This is a genomic window from Arthrobacter sp. NPDC080086, assembly GCF_040702285.1.
Map to the genome: position 1 here is coordinate 218,456 of NZ_JBFBKP010000001.1, position 24,903 is coordinate 243,358.

Genomic DNA, 24,903 nt, shown 5'->3' on the forward strand with positions numbered 1-24,903 from the left:
GTCAGCCTCCCGCCTTGTTGCGGGACGACGTTGCCGCTTCAGTCGTCGCGGGTTTCTTGGCGGCACCGGCCCCACCGGCCGCACCAGCATTCGGCGGCTGGCTTTGCGGTCCAATGCTGGAGCTGTCGAGTTTCTCCACGCTGCCCTTGTCGCCACCCGGCGTCTTGCGCGTCTCGATGTACGTCTTGAGCGACATCACCTCACGCAGCACTTCGGTATCGGGCCGCCCCGCGATGAAGTCGTCTGGGTAGTAGCCGTAGTTGAGTGCTCCAGCCGCGCGCAGACGGCGCATCTGGTCACGCAGTTCCGCCGGGGGGATAGGCTTGTCGTTGTTGCGCCAGTCCACGGCCTGCAGCTCGAAGATGGTCTTCTTCAGGCCGTCCTTGTGCTTGGCCACGGCAGCGGTCAGCTTCTTCATCCAGTCCTTCGGGTCCTTGGCTCCTTCCATGTACGGCATGGCTTCGAGCGCCACGTAGTCGTACGCCTCCAGGAAGTCGTCATAGCTCTGCGCCGTCCAGGTTTCGGCCTTCGGATCGAGCACGGGGCTGGAGAAGATGTTGCGCGCGGTCAGCATGTCGCGGCCGTTCTGGTAGCCCTGCATCACGGACGTCAGCTCATGTGAGAACGAGATCAGCGCCGCCGTCTTGGCGCGTGTCCACTTCTGCATCAGCTCAGGAGACTGACGGATCTGGTTGATGTCGCCGGGCAGGCCCATCGCCTCGTAGGCCTTGAGCGCGGCGGGGCTGGCGTCTTCGTAGTCGTCGAGCACGCCATCGTCATGGAACAGGATGCCGTCGATGGTCGCGTTCTTGGCCAGGTCCTCATAGATGTCGCGAATCATCTGGCGCGCCTGAGGATCAAACGGCGACAGGCGCGGCGGCTTGACTGTGCCAGGCTTCTGCGGAGCGCCCGGCACGGCCTGCACGAAATGCGTGGCCGCCGGGTTGTTGGCCGGCAGCTTGAACGACAGCATCGGCAGCCAGGCGTACACCTCCACCTTGGCGCGCGTCTTCAACTGCCACGACACGCGCGAGAAGAGGTCCGCACGCATCGGCATGTGGCGGTTCGGGAAGTACACCGAGTCCACCGCGCCATTGCCCTTCGGGTCAGCAAAGGCCTGCAGGTAAACCACGCGCGGCGCGAGATCCTTGATGCGGTCGATCAGCTTGCCGAGGTTGGCTTCCTGCTGCTTCGGGTCCGGGTCGTAGATGTAGTCCATGTCGACCTGCACCACGCGCTGCACGGGGTTGATCTGACCGTGGTGGGTGACAGGCTCGCGCAGCGAGCGCTCAAGGTCACCGGTGTTGGTGTCGTAACCCATCAGGCTGCGGCGGATGGCGGTCAGCGGCACGTCCGGCGTGTTCGGGCCCGGTTCCAGCGTGAGCATGTACTTCAGGCCCACGTTGGCGGCTTCCTGGTCGAGCATCAGGTTGTGGGCGCCGTACGGCCACACCACGGTCTGCACCTTGTTGCCGACGTTCTTCTGGATGAGGTCGATGCTGCGCTGCAGATCAGCACGCACGCGCTTGCGGTACTCGTCATCGGTTTCATACCGGCCGAGCTTGGGCAGGTATTCGTGCGTGCTGGCGGCCGGCATCTCGTTGCCCTGCGGGTTGCCAAGCGCACCGTGGTGCATGTCTGCCGTGTGGGTGGCGAACTCCGCCAGGCCCGAGGCCTGCATCTCGCGGATCTGGTTCCAGTTCATGAAGAAATCACGCGGCACGATCTGCTTGTCCGACAGCTTGACCTTCGCCCCCGGCGGCGCGTCGGTCCATTCGGTCACCAGCCCGAACACGGCGGGGAAGCGGAACTGCTTGAGTAGCGGGAAGACCTTCGTGTAGTGGCTCTCGTAGCCATCGTCGAACGTCAGCAGAATCGGCCGCTTGGGCAGCGGCTTGCCACCATGGCGCGCCTCGTCAATCTGCGCGAGCGTGACGGGGTGATAGCCGTTGGCCTGGATCCAGCTGAACATGTTCGTCAGCATCTTCGTGTCGACAGCAAAGCCATCGGGCAGTGTCTCGAAGCTGGCGCGCAGGTCGTCGCGGATGTCGTGAAAGCACAGTACGCGGAAGGTCTTGCCATCGTCCGGGTCGGGCTTGGGCAGGAAGTCCACCTGCAGGGCGGCAGCCGGACGCACCGCCGCAAGGAAGACCAACATCAGGGCCAACGCCATCCTCGGCGCCATCCAGGCGATGAATCGTCGCAACGACGGTTGTCGGGTAGCTTGCATGGGCATGAGCGCGATCAGAGCGGAATGTTGAGGTTCAGGTACAGGAACTTGCGGTTCTCGGGCTGGCCGTCGTAGCGGTGCCGGCCATAGCCGATGCCGTAAGAGACCTGCGTCTTGCGGTTGATCTGCCACACGTGCTCCAGACGCGCTTCATACATCGGACTGTTGCCGAACGACTGCTGGTTGTACATGCCGCCGGTGAGGTACACGCGCTGGGTGAACGACTTGTCGGCATAGCGCCAGGGCGTCCACGACCAGATGGCGGTGGCCTGCCCGCTGTAGTCGCGCGAGGGGCTGAAGTAGTTCAGGCCCGTCATGGTGTTGCTGCTCGTATCGGCACCCAGCAACACACCCACCGTGTGCCGTGGCGACACGAACAGCTGCTGATAGAAATTGGCGCCCCAGCGCTGGCGGAGGTTGTCGTCGGTGTAGCGCGATACGCCGTACGTGAGCGATGCGTAGCGCGTTTCGTCCCACGTGTAGCGCACGTTGCCGCTGATGGTCTTGCCCGTCACGCCCGCCTGGTACGCCTTGTAGGGCACCTCCAGGTCGTCGTTGGTGACCATGCCCGAGACCTTCCAGTGATCGCTCGGCACCCACGTCGCGTCGAGCGTGCCGCCGGTCTTGCCGGCCGAGCCGACGGACTGGTGCACCTCGCCGTTCACCTCGACCCCGGTATCGAACCATTGCAGGCCGGCGCCATTGCGCACACGGCTTTGCGAGGTGCCGTCAAAATTCGCGCGCCCCGAAAAGTTGTGGAAGAACAATCGATAGTGATCGGCAAACGGGCCGCTGTAGGCCTTCGTGTCCACGCCAAACTCGTTGTCGGCGAACACCGAGTTGCCCTTGTCCGCCGTCGATTGAATGACGAGCTGCGGGCTCTGGTACACGTCCAGATCCTTGCGCAGCGCATGCACCGAGCCGTTCTCGGGAAAGCGCTCATCCAACCCATTGGCGACATCCTTGGCGGTCTTCAGGTCGTCTACCGCCAGCGATGCGCGGCCATAGCCTGCCACTACGCTCAGGTCATCCGGGTGCTCGGCCAGCGCGGTCTTGTACATCTCGCGCGAGCGGTAAGGCTCGGCCTGCACCATCGCACCATCTGCACGCGCGCTCACGAGCGATGCGGCAAACGGTGCCTCGTGCCGCCACTTGTCCATCTCGGCAATGCCCTGATGCGTCCGCCCTGTCAGCACCAGATACTGCGCTTCCAGGCGTTTGACGCGCGAGTAGTCGGGGTTGGGCGTACCGGCTTCGGGCGCCAGGCGCACGTATTCCGGGTTGTCGGCCTTCATCTTGTCGAGCAGCGCGCGCGCGTCTTCAAAGCGGCCTGTGTCGAGGTAGGCATAGAACAGGCCCTCCTGCACATCGCCCGTTTCGATCTCGCCGGGGCTGGCATCTTTCAGTGCCTGCGCGTAGGCGGCAGCGGCCTTGTCGGGCGTATCGAGATACGCATACGCATCGCCTGCGGCCACACGCGTGTAGGCGGGCACCTTGCCGGTCTGCGACATGGCTTCGTAGCGCTTGACGGCATCCTTCATACGCCCGCGCGAGGCCAGCGCCACCACTTCGTCCGCCACGATCTCCTGGCGGAATTCCGCGTTCTCAGGCGTGTCGGGCACCTTCTTGATCAGCGCTTCGATTTCGGCCACGGCTTGGTCGATGATGACGAAGCGCTCCGGCCCGTTGATGACCTTCAATTGCTGACGCCCCCAGCGGATGCGCTGTGCAGCGGCGGCATGGTCGACGTGCCACGACTCGCTTTCCTTGAACCAGTCGGGGTGCTCGCGCAGGTGCTCTTGTGCCAGCGTGGCCGCGCCCTCGCGCGCTTCGCGCATGACTTCGTCGTGGAAGGCGGCGCGTTCGGTCGGCATGGGGCCGGCGGGCGCATTCTCTGGCGGATTGCCGGCAGCGTGCGTGGCCGCGGCGTTGGCCGCCTCGGGCGACACTTGCAGCGGCTCCAAGGCACCCGGCCCCTGTGCCGTCGGGCCAGACATGCTCGGGCTTGGCGACATGGCAGGCGCCGGCGCGGCAGCATCCGGAGACGGCATGCCCGGCGGCAAGATGACCGTCGGGGAAGGCGCCGGTGCGGGCGGCGCCGAGGGTGCGGCGTCCGCAGGCATTGGCGCGGGTGCCGGCGCGAGTGTCGGGGTATCAGCAGGCGGCACCGGCTGCTGCGCAATCAACAGCATGCTGGCCGGTGATGCAGGCAGGCCATCATTGCTTGCGCTCGCAACGGTAGCGGGCGCGTTGAGTTGCGCGTCGATCAGGTGCCGCGTAGCGGCGTTGGAGGCGTCGTCCGAGGCGGCATGCGCCAGCATGGGGGCCGTGCCGACCACCACCACGGTGGCGGCGGCAATAGCGCAGCGGCGCGGATGCCGGCGCAGGTCCCACCCAGCGGGCGCGCAGACGCGCTCCGCCGGTAGGCTCCGGAAGGTTGGCTCGTGGGCTGTCATTTTTGTGGTGTCCAGTGAGCGGCGCGTGCTTGTGCACGCCAGCCGCATTGCATCGAAGCAGCCTGAGGCGGGTCAGCCCAGGCGAGCGGTGCCGTTGGCGGTGCGCACGGGCGTGCGCAGCGGCTGGGCGGGGGCCACGCTGCCAAACGCACGCGTCATGGCGGCCCAGCGCGACTCGGCGCCCAGTTCGGCTGCCGCCGCCACATTTGGCGCTGCGGTCCTGGACGGCGCCATCACCGCATCTGCAACCGTGGCATCGGCGCACGGCGCGCACGCTGCGGTCTCGACAAACACGTCGGCCTCCTCAGCAGTCTCCACCGGTGCGGCCAGGGTGGCAGCCGTGCCACCTTGCAGCTCCAGCGGAATTCCCAGTCGCATGGCGGCATACACCGCTTCGCTCTTGTTGCGCACGTTCAGGCGGCGATACAGCGTGCATGCATGCGTCTTGACGGTGGCTTCCGAAATGCCCAGCAAACGCCCCACGCCCTTGACCGAATGCCCGCGCGAAAGCAACACCAGCACCTCGTACTGCCGCAGCGACACATTGAGCCGCTGCGCCGCTTCCGCAGCGTTGAGCGCCAGCATCGGTACTGCGGCACCCGTCGTGCGCGGCGCCAGCGGGGGATACGACTGGCCCCCGGCCAGCACCAGCCGCAGCGTTGCCAGCAACACCTCGGGCGACTGCGTCTTGGCAACGTAGGCGTCTACACCGCACGTCATGGCAACGTGCGCTTCTTCGAGGGAGAGGGATGCCGCCAGCAACACCACGTGGCGCGCCTCGCTGCTGGCAATGGCGTCGCGCAGCTGGGCGGCATCAACGGGGGCGTCGGCTTCGTCCAGACCGATGACGAGCAAATCCGCGCGCACGTCAGCCGGTTGCAGTTCGCCTGGCTCGCCCGCCGGCAAGGTGGGTGCGGTAACGTCCAGGCCCAGGGAGGGATGCGCGAGCAGTGCGCTAAGTCCGGCCCGCAGCAACGGATGATTCTCCAGTAGGACTGCTTTCATGGTTTCCTCGTTTTCTTGTGAAGCGATTCCGATCACGCGCACAAGCGCCCGCCGCGGCAGGCACACATGCGCGCAATGACCGTCGAAACCCCGGGACCATCCGAGAAAAGCGCCTTGTCACCCGCGCAGTCAGTTGGCGGGGACGAGCGTAGTGCGAATGCCGTGGGAACCGATCCGGATTCGCTTATAGGAAGAGCGTTGTTCTGCGCGTCGCGCGAAGTGACTTGCACACCGTGCTCACGCAGAGTGACCGCACGACATTGAGCAAGCATCGGGCCAGGACCGTGCAATGCAACATCCGCTTACACTTGCGGCACAAAACCGACCACGCTGAAAGTGATGGAGAACCGCAGTAGCAAAGGATTGCGGGGCAGCGATAACGTTTGCTGCGCCGCCGCATCATCACCCGGTTTCTGTAACGATGCCGTTACGACTACGTGACGAGGCGATGGCCGCGGGGATCATGCGGTCAGCCGTCGTCTGAACGTTTTTACAACCTGTTTTAAAACTTACCGAGGGTGGGAGCGCCCGGGCCGTGGATGTGTCGTGACGCGCATGAGGGTGCGCGCACTGTCACGGCTTGCGACGCATGGCGAAGAGAAAAAGGCTGTCGATGGCGCCCACCATGAAGAGCAGGCCCGCCGCCATATGCAGCATCCAGGCGCCTTCTGCAAATGGCAGCGCAATCGGCGTGTGCGGAATGGCTGCCACCACGCCGGCCACCACCGACATGCGGACGACCGGCACCCACCACGTGCGCTGCGCGGGCGGAGGGTCGTCGCGATGACGCGGCGCCGGATCAGGCGACGCAGAACGTTTGTCGGGCGTCGGACAGGGCATGCGGCGGGTGCGGAAAGTGGCGGTCATGCTGCATTGTTGGACACAACCCACCCGACCGATACCGCAAGCACGCGGGGGGATCGGTCGCATTTCTAGTCGCCGCCCGCAACCCGCAGGTCAATGTGCGCCGTGCGCCTCGCTCGGAACGGCTAAGTGCGCGAGGTTCTTGAGCATGTCGACCGTCATTTCCGCCACGCCATATTCCGGCTGCCAACCCCAGTCGCGCCGCGCAACGGAATCGTCAATGGAGTTGGGCCAGCTCGCGGCAATCGCCTGGCGGAAGTCCGGCGCGTACGTCACTTCAAACGTCGGGCGATGCCGGCGGATTTCCGCGGCCAGTTCCGCTGGCGTAAAGCTCACGCCGGCGAGGTTGTAACTGCCGCGCTCGGTGATGCGCTCGGCCGGCGCTTCCATCAACTCGATGGTGGCGCGCACGGCGTCGGGCATGTACATCATCGGCAGGGCTTCGTCGCTGTTCAGGAAGCACGCGTAGCGCTCGCCCTTGACTGCCGAGTGGAAGATGTCGATGGCGTAATCCGTGGTGCCGCCGCCGGGGGCGGTCTTGTACGAGATCAGCCCCGGGTAGCGCAGGCTGCGCACGTCGATGCCGTGGTGCTCGAAATACCAGCGGCACCAGCCCTCGCCCGCCAGCTTGGAGATCCCATAGACCGTCTTGGGCTCCATGATCGTGCTCTGCGGCGTGTTGTCGGGCGGCGTGGTCGGGCCAAACGCAGCGATCGAACTGGGCCAGAAGATGCGTTCAAGGTTGTGACTGCGCGCGGCTTCGAGCACGTTGAGCAGGCCATTCATATTGAGCTGCCAGCCCCAGGTGGGCGACTGCTCCGCCGCCGCCGACAACGCCGCAGCCAGGTGATAGATCTGCGTGATGTCATGGCGCTCGATGATCTCGCGCAACTGGCCACGGTCCGTCACGTCGAGCATCTCGTGGCGAATTTGCGGGTGGCGGCCCTTGGGGACCATGTCGCTGGTCACCACGTTGTTGTTGCCGTAGCGCTCGGCCAGCGCGGCGGCCAGTTCCGTGCCCAATTGCCCGTTGGCGCCGATGATGAGAATGCGCGGCGTAGTGCCGCTGGTGCCGGTGTGCATCAGATGATCCCCAGTTCCTTGCCGGCCGTCTCAAACGCCTTGAGCGCCGCATCCAGTTGCGCACGCTCGTGCACCGCGCTGATCTGCACGCGGATGCGCGCCTGCCCCTTGGGCACCACCGGGTAGAAGAAGCCGATCACATACACGCCCAGCTCCAGCAAGCGCTTGGACAGGGCCTGTGCCTTGTTCGCGTCATACACCATGATCGGCACGATGGGGTGCTCGCCCGGCTTGATGTCGAAACCGAGTTCGACGATCTTGCGGCGGAAGTACAGCGCGCTGTCTTCCAGCTTGTCACGCAACGCGGTGTCGGCTTCCAGCAGGTCGAGCACCTTGATCGACGCCCCCACGATGGACGGTGCCACCGTGTTCGAGAACAGGTACGGCCGCGAGCGCTGGCGCAGCAGCGCCACCACTTCCTTGCGCGCGCTGGTAAAGCCGCCCGACGCCCCGCCCAGGCCCTTGCCCAGCGTGCCGGTAATGATGTCGATCTTGCCGAACACGCCCCGGTGCTCGTGCGAGCCACGCCCGCGCTTGCCGAGGAAACCCGTGGCGTGGCATTCATCGATGCCCAACAGCGCACCGAATTCGTCACAGATTGCGCGGATTTCATCCAACCGCGCAATCGTGCCGTCCATCGAGAACACGCCGTCCGTGAAAACAAGCTTGAAGCGCGCGCGCGCCGCATCGGCCGCCTGCAATTGCGCGCGCAGGTCTTCCAGATCGTTGTGCTTGTAGCGATAGCGTTGCGCCTTGCACAGGCGGATGCCGTCGATGATGGAAGCGTGGTTCAGCTCATCGCTGATGACGGCGTCTTCCGCGCTGAGCAGTGTCTCGAACAAGCCACCGTTGGCATCGAACGCCGATCCGTACAGGATGGTGTCTTCCGTGCCGAGAAACTTGGCCAGCCGCGCTTCCAGCGTCTTGTGCAAGTCTTGCGTGCCGCAGATGAAGCGCACGGAGCTGAGGCCAAAACCGTGTGTGTCCAGCGCCTCATGCGCCGCCTTCAGCACCTCGGGGTGCGATGACAAACCCAGGTAATTGTTGGCGCAGAGGTTGATGACCTCCTTACCATCGTCCGTACGGATCACGCTGCCCTGCGGCGAGGTGATGATGCGCTCGGTCTTGTAAAGACCGGCTTCCTCGATGGCTTCCAGTTCGCGCCGGATGTGCGCATAGAAAGCGTCGGTGGAAGCGTTGGCTTGCGTTGTCCCCATGGTGCTCCTCCTGTAGACTGCGTTGATCGATAAATCGAACAAGTTCGATATATCGAATAATTCGTTCAATTTACAAGAACCCAACCGATGGCACAAGCCCCCGCCACCGCCACCCTCACCAACCCGCTTGCCGACGGCCCGCCAGCTGTTGGCGCCAAGCTGCAGGCGCTGCGCCAAGCACGCAAGCTCTCGCTCGATGAACTGTCGCGCCGCGCCGGCGTATCCAAGTCGATGCTCTCGCAGGTCGAGCGCAATCTTGCCAACCCGACGGTTGCCGTGCTGTGGCGCTTGGCAACAGCACTGGGCGTGGGGCTCGCGGATTTCCTCTCGCCCGAGGCAGCGGCGGATGCCGCGCCGACCGTCACGGTCATCCCCGCTCACTCCATCCCAGTCATCAAAAGCCCGGATGGCAAGTGCGAATTGAAGATTCTGGGCCCCGTGGAGTTGGCGGCGCGGTTTGAGTGGTATGAGCTGGCGATTCAGCCTGGCGGCGTGCTGGCGTCCGAGCCGCATGAAGCGGGGACAAAGGAGCACCTATCGGTGCTGAGCGGCACAGTGACCGTGCAGTCCGGCCCGAGTGAGAAGAAAGTGCGGCACGGGGAATCGGCGCGCTACCCTGGTGACGTGCAGCACGCAATCTCGAACGCCGGCAAGACGGTGGCGACGGCGTTGTTGGTGGTGGAGTCGGCGCAATAAGGTGGCCTAGGTAAGGTGGCCTAGGCCGGCTGCAGCTGCGGGCCCCGCCACACCCGTGGCAACAACGCCCCCAGCATCCCCCCACGCAGTCCCATGAACCCGAGCATGGCCAGCCACAACCCATGGTTGCCCCACAGGGGCTGCAGCGTGACCGACAACCCCCAGAACGCCGCAGCCGCCACGGCCATCGTCACCAACAGCTCGCGCGTGCGGGTGGCGCCGATGAACACGCCGTCAAACTGAAAGCCCCACACCGATACCACCGGCAGGAGCGCCGCCCATATCAGGTAGTGGCGCGCGGCTTCGCGCACGGCTGATTGATCCGTCAGCACGCCGATGATGGCGGCGCCCGCCAGCGCATAGACGGCCGAAAACATCCCTGCGCCGAGCACTGACCAGAACGTCGACACGCGAATCGCCATGCGCAGCGCCTGCCGATCGCGCGCGCCCAGCGCTGAGCCCACCAGCGCTTCAGCCGCATGCGCAAAACCATCCAGCCCGTAGGCCATGAAGGTCAGGAAGTTGAGCAGCAGCGCGTTGGCGGCCAACACCACGTCGCCCTGCTGCGCGCCCGCGTGGGCAAACCAGCCGAAAGCGCCGAGCAGGCACAACGTCCGCAGGAAGATGTCCGTGTTCAGGCCCATCAGGCGGCGCCAGGCGTCCCGCGCCAGCAATTCGGCGCGCGTCAGCGGCGGCAAATCGCGCGGCCGCTGCAGCCATAGCAACAGCATGCCGAGCGCAAAGCCCGCCATATCCGCCAGCGCCGTCGCGGCGCCAATGCCACCCACGCCCAGGCCCGCACCCAGCACCAGGCCCAATACCGCGGCCATGTTCACGGTGTTGATGAACACCTGCAGCAGCAGCGCCCGCCGCACCTGCTGACGCCCGAGCAGCGTACCGAGCACGACGTAGTTGGCCAGCGCAAACGGCGCGGACCAGATACGCGCGTGGCAGTACACCTCGGCCATGCGTGTTACGGACTCGCTCGCGCCCAGCAGCGCCAGCGTGATGCGGATGGCCGGCCCCTGCACCACCAGCAGCACCGCCCCGATGGCCAACGCCAGCAGCAGCGCACGCACCACGCTCGCCCGCAATGCGCGCGCATCGCCTGCCCCATGCGCCTGCGACACCAACCCCGTGGTGCCCATGCGCAAAAAGCCGAACCCCCAGAACACGAAATTGAAGAAGACCCCGCCCAACGCCACCCCGCCGATGTATTCCGGCCCCGGCAGATGCCCTGCCACGGCGGTATCGACGGCCGACAGAACCGGCTGCGTCAGGTTGGCCAGCACGATGGGAAACGCCAGCGTGAGCACGCGCCGATGCCACTGCGCGGGTGATGGCGGTGCAACCGAAGGGATGAGGGAGGAATCCATTGGCGCAAAAAACTTGGGGGGAACGATGAAAAAGAAGGTGCAACCGCCACCGATTTCGCTATCATTGCGCCCCATTGCGAGCTCCGGCAATCGGGCGGCAAGTGCGGTACCCCGCACAACGTCGCCACTGACTATACGCGACCCCCCCGGAGAGCAGGCATCGCGTCCTGCCCTTCATCGCGACCGGACTGGTGGGGCTGACACAACGTGTCACCCACACCCGCATGTCCTGCCTGGCGACACCCGCCGTGCAGGGCGGTGGGCGATGCCAAAACCGCGTCGCCTCGGTAGAACTAAGCGGATTGGTTAACACACCGCAATACCCTGTCGAGCTTCCAACTCGCCGGGGTGGAGACTCCTCTTGGAAAAACACGTACAACGCAACCTTGGCGCCTGGGCATTGATGCTCACTGGTCTGGGCTCGATCATTGGTTCGGGCTGGCTGTTTGGCGCCGGTCATGCCGCGCAGGTGGCAGGCCCCGCCGCCATCTTTACCTGGGTCATTGGCGCCGTGGTCATCCTGGCCATCGCCCTGACGTATGCAGAACTGGGCGCGATGTTCCCGGAATCGGGCGGCATGGTGCGCTATGCGCGCTACTCGCACGGTTCGCTGGTGGGGTTCGTGGCCGCTTGGGCCAACTGGATCGCCATCGTCACCGTCATCCCCATCGAGGCCGAGGCCTCCATCCAGTACATGAGCTCGTGGCCGTGGCCGTGGGCGCAGGGGCTGTTCCAGAACGGTGAGTTGACCCCAGTCGGCCTGGTGCTCTCGGCCGTGCTGGTGATCGTGTATTTCCTGGTGAACTACTGGGGCGTGAAGGCATTTGCCAAGGCCAACAGCGCCATCACCATCTTCAAGTTTGTGATTCCGCTGGCAACCGCTGTGGCGCTGATCGCTGCGGGCTTCCACCCGGGCAACTTCGGCTTGGCCGAAGGCGCAAGCACGGAGGGCGGCTTTGCGCCGTATGGCTGGTCGGCGGTGCTGTCGGCCATTGCCACCAGCGGCATTGTGTTTGCCTTTAACGGCTTCCAAAGCCCGATCAACCTCGCGGGCGAGGCGCGCAACCCAGGCCGTAACGTGCCCATTGCGGTGATCGGCTCCATCCTGCTGGCCGCCGTGATCTATGTGGCCTTGCAGATTGCCTTTCTGGGTGCGGTGCCGCCGGCGTCGCTCGCGGGCGGCTGGCATGGCATCGACTTCCACTCGCCGTTTGCTCAATTGGCGATTGCGCTCAACCTGAACTGGCTGGCCATCGTGCTGTATCTCGATGCGTTCGTGAGCCCCTCGGGCACCGGCGCCACCTACATGGCCACCACCACGCGCATGATCTACGCGATGGAGCGCAACAACACCCTGCCGGCCATCTTCGGCCGCGTGCACCCGATCTTTGGCGTGTCGCGTCCGGCCATGTGGTTCAACCTGGCGGTGTCGTTCATCTTCCTGTTCTTCTTCCGCGGTTGGGGCGCGCTGGCAGCCGTCATTTCGGTGGCAACCGTCATCTCGTACCTGACGGGCCCGATCAGCGTGATGTCGCTGCGCAAGACCTCCCCGGGTCTGCACCGCCCGCTGCGCCTGGCAGGCCTGTCGCTGATCGCGCCGTTCGCCTTCGTGTGCGCATCGCTGATCCTGTACTGGGCCAAGTGGCCGCTGACGGGCGAGATCATCGTGCTGATGCTCGTGGCGCTGCCCGTGTATTTCTACTACCAAGCCAAGGCCGGCTGGCCCGACTTCAAGACCGAGCTCAAGGGCGCCTGGTGGATGATCGCCTACCTGCCGACCATCGCCGCGCTGTCGTACTGCGGCAGCAAGGAGTTCGGCGGCCTGGGGCTGATCCCCTACGGTTGGGACATGGGCGTCGTGGCGATTGTGTCGCTGGGCTTCTACCACTGGGGCGTGGCCAGCGGCTGGCACACCCGCTATCTGGACGAAGTCGAGCACGTGCATGAAGACGCGCCCGCACAAAGCGGCAAGCGTGCACCGGGCGGCGTACCGCAAGGCGTCTGATACCGGCGTCGCCATCCCTAGAAAAAACGCCCGTCCGGTTCTGCCGGCGGGCGTTTTTTTTATGCATGTCCGCCGCCATGGCGCCCTAAGCCACGCACGCTAGACTGCGCGGCATTTCCACACATTCCTCCAAACCCCGTGCCTATGACCCGATTCCTCGGCTTGCTTCTGATCGCGCTGTCCCTGAGTGCTTGCGGCAAGAAGCACGATTCCGAACCTGGCGGCGCATCACCCGCGGCGCTGTCCGCCGCTGCGCCAGAAGAGCGCGCCAAGATGGCCGACCGTGCCGAGCAGAAATTCCTTGCGTACGAGCATCGAGTCTCGCTGGAAGTCGAGCCGCCGCAGCTGGAGCCGCTCTACCGCAGCCTGCAAGACGCCTGCGCCAAAGAAGCGGCCTGGCACTGTACGGTCATGGACGCGAGCATCCAGGTGGAGCGCGACCAACGCGACGGCACCGCCCACCTGAACCTGCGCGCCACACCCGAGGGCGTGCGCGCATTACGGGCGCGCTTGGCGGACAGCGGCGGCATCGTCAGCCAGGGCACCCATGTCGACGACCTGGCCCAACCGGTGGCCGAAGTCGGTAAGCGCCTGGAGATGCTGCAGAACTACCGCAAGAGCCTGCTGGAGCTGCAGCGCAAGGCCACCAAGGTGGAAGACTTGATCCTGATTGCAGAAAAACTGGCGGAAACACAGTCCGAGCTGGAAGCCGCCACAGGCCAGAACGCACACCTGATGGACCGCGTGAACCGCGAGGTGCTTTCCATCGACATGACGACCCGCCAGACTGCCGCGCGCAGCCTCTGGGCGCCCCTCGGCAATGCCTTGCGTGAGTTCATCCCCTCGCTGGTGGGCGCCAGTGCGGGGGTGATCCAGGCGGTGGCTTATCTGGTGCCCTGGGCAATCATGCTGGCGATCGCGTGGACGCTGATTGCGCGGCTGCGACGCAAATGGCGGCAGCGCAAAGCTGCCAACTGATGGCTCAAGCGCCTGCCCTGAACGGCAGGTTTTTTTTTGCCCTACGCTGCCTGCTGCAACCTCGCCATGGCTTCACGCAACTAGGCGATCAAATCAGTCAGGGCTCATCCACGGGCTGGCGGAGAGTTCCGGTTCGCGCTCCATCGCCAGACGGATCTTGGCCTGCGTTTGCGGATCATCGCCGGCATAGGAGCGGAGCAGTTCGATCCGGTGCCGGGCCAGCTGTTGCATCTCAATCCTCTCTTTCAACCGGAGCCGAATATCGGTCAAGTCAGTCGTCGATGATCCGCCTCGTGCTCACTGCGCCACCCTGGGTGTGCAAATTGCTGCTCACGGATACGCCCTACGTTGAGCGCTACCGGAGAATCGAATGAACGACGCGCTATCTGCCCTCCCCGGTTTTGGGTCTATCTGGCTCCGGCTATGGGCGGACGCCACTTCCGACTACTCGATCTTTGCGCTCTCACTCCAAGGGGTTGTCCTGACCTGGAACCGCGGTGGTGAATGCATTCAGGGCTATCGGGCGGAGGAAATTGTTGGTCAGCCGTTCGCGCTTTTTTATCCGCCGGAGGAACGAGCCTCGGGTGCACCCGAGGCGGCACTACGATCCGCCCGTGAGGCGGGGCGGCACGTGCAAGAAGGATGGCGGGTGCGCAAGAACGGTACGCTGTTCTGGGCAAACGTCACCATAACGGCTCTGCGCGACGGCCAGGGCCACGTGATCGGTTTCGGCAGTGTGGTTGGCGATGTCAGCGACAAGAAGGCTGCTCACGACGCGGTGCTCAAAAGCGAACGGAGTTTCCGCCTCTTGGTTCAGGGGGTGACCGACTACGCCATTTTCATGCTCTCGCCCGATGGGCACATCACGAGCTGGAATGCAGGGGCGCGACGGATCAAGGGCTATACCGAAGCCGAGATCCTCGGTTCGCATTTTTCGCGTTTCTATACGCCGGAGGACGTCGCGGCCGGCGTTCCGCGGCGTGGCCTCGAAACCGCCCGGCGCGATGGACGGTTCGAGGCGGAAGGTTGGCGCGTGCGGCGGGACGGAAGCCGCTTCTTTGCGCACGTCATCATTGACGCCATCTACGAAGATGGCGAACTGGTCGGGTTCGCAAAAGTGACCCGAGACATCACAGAACGACGGCGCACAAGCGAGCAACTGGAGCAAACGCAACGGGCATTGTTTCAAGCCCAGAAAATGGAAGCGCTGGGCAAACTGACAGGGGGCGTTGCGCACGACTTCAACAACGTGCTCCAGGCCATGCGGGGCAACCTCGAACTGCTTCAGAGTCGGCACGGTCGCGATGCCTGGAGCGCTGAGCGCCTGAGCAACGCGATCGATGCGGTAGAGCGCGGCGCCAAGCTGGCCTCTCAGTTACTCGCGTTTGGTCGTCAACAACCTCTGGCGCCGGTGGTGATCAACCCGGCGCGCCAGCTGCGTACCTTGGACGATCTCATGCGGCGGGCGCTGGGCGAATCGATCGAGATTGAATCCGTGGTCGCGGGCGGCCTATGGAATATCGCGGTTGATCCACATCAGTTCGAGAACGTCGTGTTGAATCTCGCGATCAATGCGCGGGACGCCATGCCGGACGGTGGCAAGCTCACGCTCGAACTCTCCAATGCCACGCTCGACGACCAATACGTGGCTTCGCTGCCCGATGTCGCCGCCGGACAGTACGTCATGCTCGCCGTTACGGACACCGGCGTCGGCATGAGCCCGGACGTGATGGCGCGGGCCTTCGACCCGTTCTTCAGCACAAAGCCCGAAGGCAAGGGCTCGGGGCTGGGGCTCAGCATGGCCTATGGCTTCGTCAAACAGAGCGGCGGTCATATCCGGCTCTACAGCGAAGTCGGCGAAGGGACGACCGTCCGGGTGTATCTGCCGCGTTCGACTGCCCCGCCGGTTGCTATCGATCGGAGCGAAACCGGCGGGCTCCGATACGGCAATGAGACCATCCTTGTCGTGGAAGACGATCAAAGGGTTCAGGCGACCGTAGTCGAGCTGCTCAGCGGCCTGGGCTATGCCGTGCTCAAGGCCAGCAATGCGGAGCAGGCGCTGGCCGTCGTGGAGAGCGATAGGCATATCGACCTCCTCTTTACCGACATGGTGATGCCTGGGTCGCTGCGCAGCCCGGAGATGGTCCGCAGGGCCGTTCAGATACGGCCCGCGCTCAAGGTGCTCTATACCTCCGGCTACACCCAGAACGCCATCGTGCACGGTGGCCGGCTCGACCCCGGCGTGGAGTTGCTGAGCAAGCCCTACAGCCGTCAGCAGCTTGCGCACAAGATTCGCCAAGTCCTCGGAAACAGCGACGTCGAAGCGACTGAGCCGGAAGCGCCCGAAGCAACGGATACACGGCCCGATGCGGGCGCGCATGCCGCCCCTCGTTCAGCACGGAAGCCCAGGCGCTTGCGCATCCTCGTGGTCGAGGACGACGCTTCGCTACTGGACGCTGTATGCGAACTACTGACACTCATCGGGAGCAGCCCGCAGCGTTCCACAACTGCAGCGCAGGCGCTGAACATCCTGCAAGCGGGGGCCGTCGATGTTCTGCTCACCGACATCGCCCTGCCGGACATGTCCGGCATCGAACTTGCGCAGCGCGCGTTCCAAGTTCATTCAGAACTTCGCATCGTCTTCGCTTCCGGAAATCCGGTGCCCGTCCATGACGACTTTCCTTTCAAGTGGACAGCGCTTCGCAAGCCCTACACCCTGGATCAGCTGCGCATGGCACTGCAATCCCCGAACGACGGGAAATGAGGTAGCCGGGAGGGGAGCCGTCCTATCGCCGGGCCCGATATCTTCTAGTCGCCTTCGCTACTTCGCAGTTTTCTCCACTCAGCCAACACCGAGATGACACCGGGATTTCCCTAGGCTGACATCTGTGTCGACATGTTATTAACTAAATCACGCTGATTTAATTAATGACGCCGGAAAAACGGCGCGGTCCGGAGACAACATGAGAAGTCCGCACATCGGCCAGGGCAGTAATTCGGTCAACGTGCGCCGCTATAACGAGCGCCTACTCCTCAAGGCGCTGCGGCGCGCGGGCAGCGCGTCGAAGGCTGACCTCGCGCGCCTCGCCAATCTCACCGGGACTGCGGTCGGAAGCATCATCGCGTCGCTTGCTGAGGCGAAACTCATCGAATTCACCGGCCGCCGCGTCGAAGGTCAGCGCGGCCAGCCTGCGTCGCTGATCCGCCTCGATCCGCGCGGCGCGTTTGGCATCGGTGTCCGTCTGGACCGGATGGGGATCGAGACGGTTCTTGTCAACTTCGTGGGCGAAGTGCTCGGGCGCCGCTCGCACGATACGCTGCTCCCGCCGCCCGCCGCCGTGCTCGAAATGGTGCGACAGGACATCGACGCAATGCAGGAACTGCTGTCCGCGAGCGAGCGCCAGCGGCTCGCTGGCGTCGGTGTCGGGCAGCCGTACAACCTGGGCAGCTGGCTGCGCGAGATCGGCCTGCCGGCCGACGCGTTTCATGCTTGGGCTGAGGTCGACTTTGCCGCCGAGCTTGGCCGCGCGATTGCGTTGCCAGTGTTCAGCGAGAACGACTGCAATGCCGCCACGATCGCAGAGCTGTTCTACGGCTGCGGCCGCCAGCACGACAGCTTCGTCTATCTGTTCCTCGGGCCGGTCATCGGCGGCGGCATTGCGGTCGACGGCGATTGCCTGCGCGGGCGCACCGGCAACGCCGGCGACTTCGCGGTGATGCCCGTGCTGCCGAGCCGCCTGCCATCCGCTCCCGCTCCAACCGGCGCATGGGACATCTTGCTCACCCGCACCTCGCTGAGCGCGCTGATCCGCCATTTGCGCTATCGCGGCGAGACTGTCGAGACGCGCGTGGATCTGGAAGCGTGCATTGCGCGTGGCGCGCGGGCTGTCGACGAATGGGTCGATGACTGCGTTGACGCGCTTGCCCCCGCACTGCGCTCAGTGCTGTCGGTGCTTGATTCGTCGGTCGTCGTGTTTGATGCAGACACCGACGCGGGCCTGATCGACACACTGATGCAGCGCTTGTCCGACGCGCTTGCCGCGATTACGCCGGAAGCGCGCGGCTTACCGGCGTTCGTTCGCGGCTCGTTCGGCCCGGACGCCGGCGCGATTGGTGCCGCAACGCTGCCCATGTTCTTCAACTTCTCGCCGCGCACCGGCATCCTCAAAGGAGCCAGCGTGCAAACGCAGGAGGTCAGCTATGTTGCGTTCTGAGACGCCGCGCCCGCTGCTTGAAATGCAGAGCATCAGCAAGACGTTCCCTGGCGTACGCGCACTCAACAACGTTAGCTTGACCGTCTACCCCGGCGAAGTGCATTCGCTGATGGGCGAAAACGGTGCCGGCAAGTCGACGCTGATGAAGATACTCTCGGGCGCATACCAAGCAGATCCGGGTGGCGAAATCATGATCGACGGCAAGCCGCTCGTCGTTGACAGCCCGCTCGCCGCGCGCGACGCTGGTATCGCGGTGATTTACCAAGAGCTCTGCCTCGCGCCGAACCTCACCGTGGCGGAGAACATCTACGTTGGCCGCGAACTGCGTCGCGGCAACCGCCGTTGGGGCATGATCGATCGCCCTGCGATGGCGCGTGGCTGCGTGGATGTACTCAAACGCCTGGGTGCGAGCTTTGGACCCGAAACGCTGGTCGGTACGCTGTCGATCGCCGAGCAGCAGTTGGTCGAGATCGCGCGCGCGGTGCACACGAAGGCGCGTGTACTGGTGATGGACGAGCCCACCACGCCGCTATCGTCGCGCGAGACCGAACACCTGTTCGCGCTCATCCGTCAATTGCGTGCCAACGGCCTTGCCATCATCTACATCAGCCACCGGATGGATGAGATCTACGCGTTGTCCGACCGCGTGTCGGTGCTGCGCGACGGCGCCTACGTCGGCTCGCTGGACCGCGAGTCGCTGTCGGCCGAGCGGCTCGTTGCCATGATGGTCGGCCGCGACATCTCCGGCTTCTACAAGAAGGAACACGCGCCGTACGATCGGGGCCACCTGCTCCTTTCCGTGCGCGACGCCGCAGACGGCGCCCGCGTGCGTGGTTGCAGCCTCGATTTGCACGCCGGCGAGGTGCTCGGCATCGCGGGTCTGGTCGGCGCGGGCCGCACCGAGCTTGCGCACCTGATCTTCGGCGCGCAACCGCGTACGCACGGCGAGGTGACGCTGGGCGACAGGGTGTTCGGTGCACATTCGCCACGCGATGCGATCGATGCGGGCCTCGCTTACCTGACGGAGGACCGCAAGCGCCAGGGTCTGTTCCTCGATATGAGCGTGCGCGACAACATCAACATTTCCGTTGCCAGCCGCGACGCAACAGGCGGCGTGCTCGACCTCGCACGCGGCGCCAAGCGTGCACGCGATGCGATCTCATCGCTGTCGATCCGTGTACCGCATGCAAATGTGAACGCCGGCGCGCTGTCGGGCGGCAATCAGCAAAAGGTGCTGCTGTCGCGCTTGCTGGAAACAAAGCCGCGCGTGCTGATTCTCGACGAGCCTACGCGCGGCGTGGACATCGGCGCTAAATCGGAAATCTATCGAATCATCAACGAACTCGCGCGCGCCGGGGTCGGCGTGATCGTGATCTCCAGCGAGTTGCCCGAGTTGATCGGCATTGCCGATCGCGTGCTCGTGATGCGCGAAGGCACGATTGCCGGCGAACTCGGTGGTTATACCGGCCAGCCGATCACGCAAGAGGCGATCATCGCACTCGCTACCGGCTCGCAAACAGCGTTGACGCAAGCGCACTGAGTTGCGCCGCAAAGCGCTATCCCACCTACAGGTGAACGATATGAATCACGTCAAGCAGCGCGACCTCGCGTCCGCGCCCGCCTCTGTGGCCACCGACCGCGCATTGCCAGCGCGCCTTGTCAGTCATCGCGCTCGCGTGCAGTCACTGATGCGCACGGCCGGCATGCTGCCCGTGCTGATGATTCTCTGCATCGGCTTTGGCGTCATGACCGACGGCTTCTTCACGGTGCAGAACCTCTCGATCGTCACGCAACAGGCGTCGATCAATATCGTACTTGCCGCCGGCATGACTTTCGTGATCCTGACGGGTGGCATCGACCTCTCCGTCGGTTCGGTTCTTTCGGCCGCAGCGGTTGCGGCGCTCATCGCGTCGAACATCCCCGGCTGGGGCGGCCTAGGGGTGCCGGCTGCACTGCTCGTCGGACTCGGGTTCGGGCTCGTCAACGGCGCGCTGGTTGCGTTCCTTCGCCTGCCGCCGTTCATCGTCACCCTCGGCGCGTTGACTGCTGTACGCGGCATCGCCCGTCTGATGGGCAACGACACGACGATCTTTAACCCGAAACTGCCGTTTGCGTTCATCGGCAATGGCTCGATTCTGGGTGTGCCATGGCTTGTCGTGATCGCCCTTGCGGTGGTTGCGGGCTCGTGGTTCATCCTGCGCCGCACCGTACTGGGCATGCGCATCTACTCGGTCGGGGGCAACCCCGAAGCAGCGCGCCTGGCGGGCATCAATGTCCGGGCGATCGAACTCTTCGTCTACGCGACGTCAGGTCTGCTCGCCGGCCTCGGCGCTCTAATGTCGGCTGCCCGCCTCTATGCGGCAAACGGCTTGCAACTCGGCCAGTCGTATGAGCTCGATGCGATCGCTGCGGTGATCCTCGGCGGTACGAGCTTCGTTGGCGGTGTTGGCTCCATTGTTGGCACGCTGGTCGGTGCGCTAATCATCGCCGTGCTTTCGAACGGCTTGGTGCTGCTGGGTGTATCGGACATCTGGCAATACATCATCAAGGGCCTCGTCATCATTGGTGCGGTCACGCTGGACCGCTACCGTCGGCGCGAATCGGCCCGCACCTGATCTACAACCCATCTATTCAATACCGGCGCCCACGCAGGTCCACGTGTGCGTCTTAATCACGGGCCATCTGGAGACGACGATATGCACACATTCAAGATCAAGGCGATGCAAGCCGGCATCGCATGCGCGATGGCGTTTGCGGGGATCGCCGTTCATGCGGCAGACAAGCCGCTGAAATCGATCGGCGTAACGGTCGGCTCGCTCGGCAACCCGTACTTCGTCACCGTTGTGAAGGGGGCCGAGGCACGTGCGAAGGCTATCAACCCGAATGCGAAGGTCACCGCCGTCTCTGCGGACTACGATTTGAACAAGCAGTTCACGCAGATCGATAACTTCATCTCCGCACACGTCGACCTGATCCTGCTGAATGCGGCTGATGCGAAGGCGATCGAACCGGCCCTGAAGAAGGCGCAGGCAGCGGGGATCCCGGTCATCGCGGTCGACGTGGCGGCCGCCGGTGCCGACGCGACCGTACAGACGAACAACGTGAAGGCCGGCGAGCTGGCGTGCGACTACCTGGTGAAGAAGCTAGGCGGCAAGGGCAACGTGATCATCGAGAACGGTCCGCAGGTGTCCGCCGTCATCGATCGGGTGAACGGCTGCAAGGCGGTGCTTGCAAAGAACCCGGGCATCAAGCTCTTGTCCTCCGACCAAGACGGCAAAGGCTCGCGCGAAGGCGGCATGAGCGCGATGCAGGGTTACCTGACCCGCTTCCCCAAGCTTGACGGCGTATTCACAATCAATGATCCGCAGGCGATTGGCAGCGATCTCGCCGCCAAGCAGCTCAACCGCGGCAACATCGTCATCACGTCAGTCGACGGTGCGCCGGACATCGAGACCGCGCTGCAAAGCAATACGCTCGTGCAGGCCTCGGCGAGCCAGGATCCGTGGGCCATGGCGCAGAAGGCCGTTGAGATCGGCTACGGCGTCATGAACGGCAAGAAGCCTGCCGACCCGATGGTCCTGCTCGATCCGCAACTTGTCACGCGCGACAACGTGAAGAGCTACAAGGGCTGGAGCGCGCACTAAGTCAATGAACCTGCCCCGACTGGTCGTCTTCGGCGAAGCGCTGACCGACTTTATCCGCGACGACGCCAATCATTGGCGCAGCCTTGCCGGCGGCTCGTGCTGGAACGTTGCGCGTGTGGGCGCGCGACTCGGCGTGCCCACCGGCTTTGCCGGCACCGTGAGTGACGACGTGTTCGGTGACGAACTGATGCAAAAGAGCGCCGAGGCCGGTCTCGACCTGCGCTTCATGCGGCAGGTCAACCGTCCGCCGCTTCTCGCGATGGTGGTGTCGAAACAGCCGCCCCGGTATTTCTTTATCGGCGAACACAGTGCCGATCTCGCGTTCGATCCGTCCGAGTTGCCCACAGGTGCACTCAATGCGGCCGAAATCGTGCACTTCGGTTCGCTCGGTCTGGTGCGCGAGCCGCTTGCCTCACGCCTGATCGAGGTTGCGCAGGCCGCGCGTGCGGCAGGCAAGCGGATCTCGTTCGATCCGAACTTCCGCGCGCCAATGGCCGAACCAGCGTATCGCACCACGCTACGGCGCATGGTTGGCCTGGCCAGCTACATCAAGGTGTCGGACGAGGATCTGAGCGGCCTCTTTCCCGACCTTGACGAAGTCGCTGCGCTTGCGCAACTCCGCGAATGGGCGCCGGATGCCGCCGTGCTCGTCACGCGCGGCGCGTCAGGCATGACGCTTTTTGAAAGCGACAACGCACTGTTCCAGCCAGCATTCCAGACCGCGGTCGCCGATACGGTGGGCTGTGGCGACGCAAGCGTCGGCGGCTGGATGGCGAGTCTGCTCACGCACCCAGAGGCTCCTGCTGCCGAACATCTGCGCTATGCGGCCGCGTGCGCGGCGGTCGTCTGCGAGCATCCCGGCGCGTACGCGCCCACCGCTGCCGAAGTGGCATTACTGCTCGACCAAGCGAGCACATCCACGCAACTGACTCCATAGACATAGTGCCGAGGCGCTCCATTCCGCTCGATGCGTTCGCATTCGCGCTCTTTGGCGGCAGCAGCGACCTCGTGACCTGCTCCCCGTGATGAGTACGCTGACGATGTAGCGTCCGTTCCGAAGCGTTCCACTACGAATCGCGCCGCCGAATTGACGACGAAGCGCTGACGTGTCGGATGATGGCTATCGCCGCGCAGAAGCGCCGCTATAGCCAAAAGAACAGCAGGTCACTTGGCAAACCACTTTGAATTGCGTGAACAGCCAGGGGGGCTGGCTGCACGGCCAAGAGCAGTCAGTCGGCACGATTCGGTCGGTCGACTGGCCGATCAGGATTCAGCATGCGTCAGTGGGCACTGTATTAGTCGGATGGCGAGCCTTCCGTGGAGTAGCTTGTGAGCAGCGCTGTGCAGCGTTCCCGCAGGAAGGCGCTCAGCGCCTTAATTGCGGGCGTCAGTTGCGCACGATGCGCGCAAATCAAATGCAGCGGCGCTGGCTCGCCATACTCCTGCGGAAATATCTCGACCAATCGTCCGGCCTTCAGGTCGTTGATGAGATCCAGTCGCGATTTATAGACCAGGCCTTCGCCTGCAATCGCCCAGCGACGCACCACATCGGCATCGTCGCTGACGCGATTTCCCGTAACTGCCACGGTGCGGTCGCCGCCGGGTAGCGTAAAGCGCCAGCGTTCATGGATCTGCTCGCTCCAGACATATCGAAGGCAGTTGTGTCGCCGCAGGTCATCGACTTTGGCCGGTGCGCCATGTTGTTCGATGTACGACGGTGCTGCGCACAACGCACGTCGGTTGTTGTCGAGCAATGGGATGGCCAGAAGAGAGGAATCCGGCAGCGTGCCATAGCGCACCGCCAAATCCAGCGGCTGGCGGATGAGATCGGCCGCTCGGTCGCTCAATTTCAGGTGCAGCGATACACCCGGGTGCTGGTGCTGAAAATCGTCGAGCCATGGCAGTAGCAGATTTCTCCCGAAGTCGGACGGCGCCGATAAGCGCAGCGGGCCGGACAGTGCCTCTCGGCCACCGGCCAGCGCCTGTTCGCCTTGCTCGCGCGCGCCAACCATGACGCGCGCATGCGGCAGGTAGCGCTCCCCCGCCTCTGACAGTTGCATGCTGCGTGTGGACCGCGTGAACAGGCGAGCGTCCAGCGCCTTTTCGAGCCGCTGCACGGACGCACTTGCCTGCCCAGGCGCGATGTTCAGCTGGCGTGCCGCCTCCGAGAAGCTGCCAGCGTCGGCCGTGTGCACGAAGATTTGCACGTCATCGAGGCGGATGATTTTCATTGAAATACCGAAAGTGTTTGGGCGTGTCGCCTGTTTATCCGCATATCGCGGAAAGATAGCATGGCCCTCATTCACTCCCTGGAGATCACGAACATGAAAGCCATCGGTTTCTATCAGAACCACCCCATCAGCCATCCGCAGGCGCTGCAAGACCTCGAGGTGCCGACGCCTGAACTGCGAGACCACGATCTGCTGGTGGAAGTCAAAGCGGTGTCCGTCAACCCCGTCGATACCAAAATCCGGCGTGGCGGAGACATTCCTGAGGGACACGCGCGTATTGCCGGCTGGGACGCAGCGGGCATCGTCCGCGCTACCGGATCGTTGGCCACGCGCTTCAAGCCAGGTGACCGCGTCTGGTATGCCGGCGACATTACGCGGCCCGGCAGCAACAGCGAACTGCATGCCGTGGACGAACGCATCGTCGGCCCCATGCCGGCATCGCTGGATTTCGCGCAAGCCGCGTCGCTGCCGCTGACCGCAATCACCGCGTGGGAATTGCTGTTCGACCGTCTGCGTGTCCAGGCTGCCGATCCGACCGAGAACAACGTGCTGCTGATCACCGGAGCGGCCGGTGGCGTTGGCTCAATCCTGACCCAGCTGGCGCGCACGCTGACGGGGATGACGGTGATCGGCACGGCTTCGCGGCCGGAAACCCGTGAATGGGTGTTGGCGCATGGCGCACACCACGTCATCGATCACCGCCAACCCTGGGCGCCCCAATTAGCAGCGCTCGGCATCGAACACGTCACCCATGTGGCCGGCTTGAACCAGAGCGCTATCCACGTGCCGCAGATCGCCGCTGTGCTGCGGATCACAGCCAGCTGCATCCCCAGGCAGATGCCCAGGTATGGCACGCCCTTTTCACGGGCGTACTGAATTGCGCGGATCTTGCCTTCCGTACCGC

At 64.3% G+C, this 24,903-nt stretch carries 18 protein-coding genes and 2 pseudogenes; 10 read left to right on the plus strand and 10 right to left on the minus strand.

What is annotated here, in order from left to right; genetic code table 11:
* Position 1 precedes the first annotated feature (1 nt).
* From pgaB to kbl, 6 genes are all read right to left on the minus strand, one after another.
* Complete coding sequence (pgaB, locus tag AB0305_RS01075) at positions 2 to 2,158, minus strand: poly-beta-1,6-N-acetyl-D-glucosamine N-deacetylase PgaB (protein WP_366170627.1); 2,157 nt, start codon at positions 2,156 to 2,158, stop codon at positions 2 to 4.
* A gap of 86 nt (positions 2,159 to 2,244) precedes the next feature.
* Complete coding sequence (gene pgaA, locus AB0305_RS01080; RefSeq protein WP_366170629.1) at positions 2,245 to 4,686, minus strand: poly-beta-1,6 N-acetyl-D-glucosamine export porin PgaA; 2,442 nt, start codon at positions 4,684 to 4,686, stop codon at positions 2,245 to 2,247.
* A gap of 72 nt (positions 4,687 to 4,758) precedes the next feature.
* On the minus strand, positions 4,759 to 5,691 hold the full coding sequence (locus tag AB0305_RS01085; protein WP_366170631.1) for a response regulator transcription factor: 933 nt from the start codon (positions 5,689 to 5,691) through the stop codon (positions 4,759 to 4,761).
* A 573-nt stretch (positions 5,692 to 6,264) separates the two neighbouring features.
* Positions 6,265 to 6,558 carry a hypothetical protein gene (locus AB0305_RS01090; RefSeq protein WP_366170633.1) on the minus strand — a complete coding sequence of 98 codons (294 nt, stop codon included), beginning with the start codon at positions 6,556 to 6,558 and terminating at the stop codon, positions 6,265 to 6,267.
* 90 nt (positions 6,559 to 6,648) lie between these two features.
* Positions 6,649 to 7,638, minus strand: a complete 990-nt coding sequence (locus tag AB0305_RS01095) for an NAD-dependent epimerase/dehydratase family protein (RefSeq protein ID WP_366170635.1) — start codon at positions 7,636 to 7,638, stop codon at positions 6,649 to 6,651.
* Complete coding sequence (kbl, locus tag AB0305_RS01100) at positions 7,638 to 8,855, minus strand: glycine C-acetyltransferase (protein ID WP_366170637.1); 1,218 nt, start codon at positions 8,853 to 8,855, stop codon at positions 7,638 to 7,640. Before kbl ends, AB0305_RS01095 begins: the two co-directional genes overlap by 1 nt.
* Positions 8,856 to 8,942: 87 nt before the next feature.
* Here kbl and AB0305_RS01105 point away from each other — a divergent pair, with 87 nt between their 5' ends.
* Positions 8,943 to 9,551 (plus strand): XRE family transcriptional regulator, encoded by a 609-nt coding sequence (locus tag AB0305_RS01105; RefSeq protein ID WP_366170639.1) that lies wholly within the window; start codon positions 8,943 to 8,945, stop codon positions 9,549 to 9,551.
* 20 nt (positions 9,552 to 9,571) lie between these two features.
* Here AB0305_RS01105 and AB0305_RS01110 read toward each other — a convergent pair whose 3' ends face one another.
* Positions 9,572 to 11,002 (minus strand): MATE family efflux transporter, encoded by a 1,431-nt coding sequence (locus AB0305_RS01110; protein WP_366170641.1) that lies wholly within the window; start codon positions 11,000 to 11,002, stop codon positions 9,572 to 9,574.
* Positions 11,003 to 11,288: 286 nt separating this feature from the next.
* On the opposite strand from AB0305_RS01110, the gene AB0305_RS01115 reads away from it, so the two are divergent.
* The gene (locus AB0305_RS01115; protein ID WP_366170643.1) at positions 11,289 to 12,932 is read left to right on the plus strand and encodes an APC family permease; all 1,644 of its coding nucleotides are present in this window, start codon (positions 11,289 to 11,291) and stop codon (positions 12,930 to 12,932) included.
* Between the two features lie 144 nt (positions 12,933 to 13,076).
* Entirely contained in the window at positions 13,077 to 13,910 is an 834-nt protein-coding gene (locus AB0305_RS01120; protein ID WP_366170645.1) for a DUF4349 domain-containing protein, read from the plus strand.
* A 93-nt stretch (positions 13,911 to 14,003) separates the two neighbouring features.
* On the opposite strand, the gene AB0305_RS01125 is transcribed toward AB0305_RS01120, so the two are convergent.
* Positions 14,004 to 14,141, minus strand: a complete 138-nt coding sequence (locus AB0305_RS01125; RefSeq protein WP_366170647.1) for a hypothetical protein — start codon at positions 14,139 to 14,141, stop codon at positions 14,004 to 14,006.
* A 139-nt stretch (positions 14,142 to 14,280) separates the two neighbouring features.
* Here AB0305_RS01125 and AB0305_RS01130 point away from each other — a divergent pair, with 139 nt between their 5' ends.
* From AB0305_RS01130 to AB0305_RS01155, 6 genes are all read left to right on the plus strand, one after another.
* Positions 14,281 to 16,674 carry a PAS domain S-box protein gene (locus tag AB0305_RS01130; protein WP_366170649.1) on the plus strand — a complete coding sequence of 798 codons (2,394 nt, stop codon included), beginning with the start codon at positions 14,281 to 14,283 and terminating at the stop codon, positions 16,672 to 16,674.
* Positions 16,675 to 16,873: 199 nt separating this feature from the next.
* The gene (locus AB0305_RS01135; protein WP_366170651.1) at positions 16,874 to 18,124 is read left to right on the plus strand and encodes an ROK family protein; all 1,251 of its coding nucleotides are present in this window, start codon (positions 16,874 to 16,876) and stop codon (positions 18,122 to 18,124) included.
* Entirely contained in the window at positions 18,111 to 19,664 is a 1,554-nt protein-coding gene (locus tag AB0305_RS01140; protein ID WP_366170653.1) for a sugar ABC transporter ATP-binding protein, read from the plus strand. Before AB0305_RS01135 ends, AB0305_RS01140 begins: the two co-directional genes overlap by 14 nt.
* A gap of 40 nt (positions 19,665 to 19,704) precedes the next feature.
* Entirely contained in the window at positions 19,705 to 20,739 is a 1,035-nt protein-coding gene (locus AB0305_RS01145; protein ID WP_366170655.1) for a ribose ABC transporter permease, read from the plus strand.
* An 81-nt stretch (positions 20,740 to 20,820) separates the two neighbouring features.
* Entirely contained in the window at positions 20,821 to 21,768 is a 948-nt protein-coding gene (locus AB0305_RS01150) for an ABC transporter substrate-binding protein (RefSeq protein WP_366170657.1), read from the plus strand.
* 4 nt (positions 21,769 to 21,772) lie between these two features.
* On the plus strand, positions 21,773 to 22,705 hold the full coding sequence (locus tag AB0305_RS01155; protein WP_366170659.1) for a carbohydrate kinase: 933 nt from the start codon (positions 21,773 to 21,775) through the stop codon (positions 22,703 to 22,705).
* 358 nt (positions 22,706 to 23,063) lie between these two features.
* On the opposite strand, the gene AB0305_RS01160 is transcribed toward AB0305_RS01155, so the two are convergent.
* On the minus strand, positions 23,064 to 23,999 hold the full coding sequence (locus AB0305_RS01160; protein ID WP_366170661.1) for a LysR family transcriptional regulator: 936 nt from the start codon (positions 23,997 to 23,999) through the stop codon (positions 23,064 to 23,066).
* A 93-nt stretch (positions 24,000 to 24,092) separates the two neighbouring features.
* Between AB0305_RS01160 and AB0305_RS01165 the strand changes: the two are divergent.
* Positions 24,093 to 24,749 (plus strand): annotated as a pseudogene (locus tag AB0305_RS01165) (zinc-binding alcohol dehydrogenase family protein); the annotation flags it as partial.
* A gap of 59 nt (positions 24,750 to 24,808) precedes the next feature.
* On the opposite strand, the pseudogene AB0305_RS01170 reads toward AB0305_RS01165, so the two are convergent.
* A pseudogene (locus tag AB0305_RS01170) lies at positions 24,809 to 24,903 on the minus strand (hypothetical protein); the annotation flags it as partial.

Bases quoted from the DNA above. Each gene is read 5' to 3' on its own strand.
- pgaB (WP_366170627.1), bottom strand. From the start codon at position 2,158: ATGTTGGTCTTCCTTGCGGCGGTGCGTCCGGCTGCCGCCCTGCAGGTG.
- pgaA (WP_366170629.1), bottom strand. From the start codon at position 4,686: ATGACAGCCCACGAGCCAACCTTCCGGAGCCTACCGGCGGAGCGCGTC.
- AB0305_RS01085 (WP_366170631.1), bottom strand. From the start codon at position 5,691: ATGAAAGCAGTCCTACTGGAGAATCATCCGTTGCTGCGGGCCGGACTT.
- AB0305_RS01090 (WP_366170633.1), bottom strand. From the start codon at position 6,558: ATGACCGCCACTTTCCGCACCCGCCGCATGCCCTGTCCGACGCCCGAC.
- AB0305_RS01095 (WP_366170635.1), bottom strand. From the start codon at position 7,638: ATGCACACCGGCACCAGCGGCACTACGCCGCGCATTCTCATCATCGGC.
- kbl (WP_366170637.1), bottom strand. From the start codon at position 8,855: ATGGGGACAACGCAAGCCAACGCTTCCACCGACGCTTTCTATGCGCAC.
- AB0305_RS01105 (WP_366170639.1), top strand. From the start codon at position 8,943: ATGGCACAAGCCCCCGCCACCGCCACCCTCACCAACCCGCTTGCCGAC.
- AB0305_RS01110 (WP_366170641.1), bottom strand. From the start codon at position 11,002: ATGGGGCGCAATGATAGCGAAATCGGTGGCGGTTGCACCTTCTTTTTC.
- AB0305_RS01120 (WP_366170645.1), top strand. From the start codon at position 13,077: ATGACCCGATTCCTCGGCTTGCTTCTGATCGCGCTGTCCCTGAGTGCT.
- AB0305_RS01125 (WP_366170647.1), bottom strand. From the start codon at position 14,141: ATGCAACAGCTGGCCCGGCACCGGATCGAACTGCTCCGCTCCTATGCC.
- AB0305_RS01130 (WP_366170649.1), top strand. From the start codon at position 14,281: ATGAACGACGCGCTATCTGCCCTCCCCGGTTTTGGGTCTATCTGGCTC.
- AB0305_RS01135 (WP_366170651.1), top strand. From the start codon at position 16,874: ATGAGAAGTCCGCACATCGGCCAGGGCAGTAATTCGGTCAACGTGCGC.
- AB0305_RS01140 (WP_366170653.1), top strand. From the start codon at position 18,111: ATGTTGCGTTCTGAGACGCCGCGCCCGCTGCTTGAAATGCAGAGCATC.
- AB0305_RS01145 (WP_366170655.1), top strand. From the start codon at position 19,705: ATGAATCACGTCAAGCAGCGCGACCTCGCGTCCGCGCCCGCCTCTGTG.
- AB0305_RS01150 (WP_366170657.1), top strand. From the start codon at position 20,821: ATGCACACATTCAAGATCAAGGCGATGCAAGCCGGCATCGCATGCGCG.
- AB0305_RS01155 (WP_366170659.1), top strand. From the start codon at position 21,773: ATGAACCTGCCCCGACTGGTCGTCTTCGGCGAAGCGCTGACCGACTTT.
- AB0305_RS01160 (WP_366170661.1), bottom strand. From the start codon at position 23,999: ATGAAAATCATCCGCCTCGATGACGTGCAAATCTTCGTGCACACGGCC.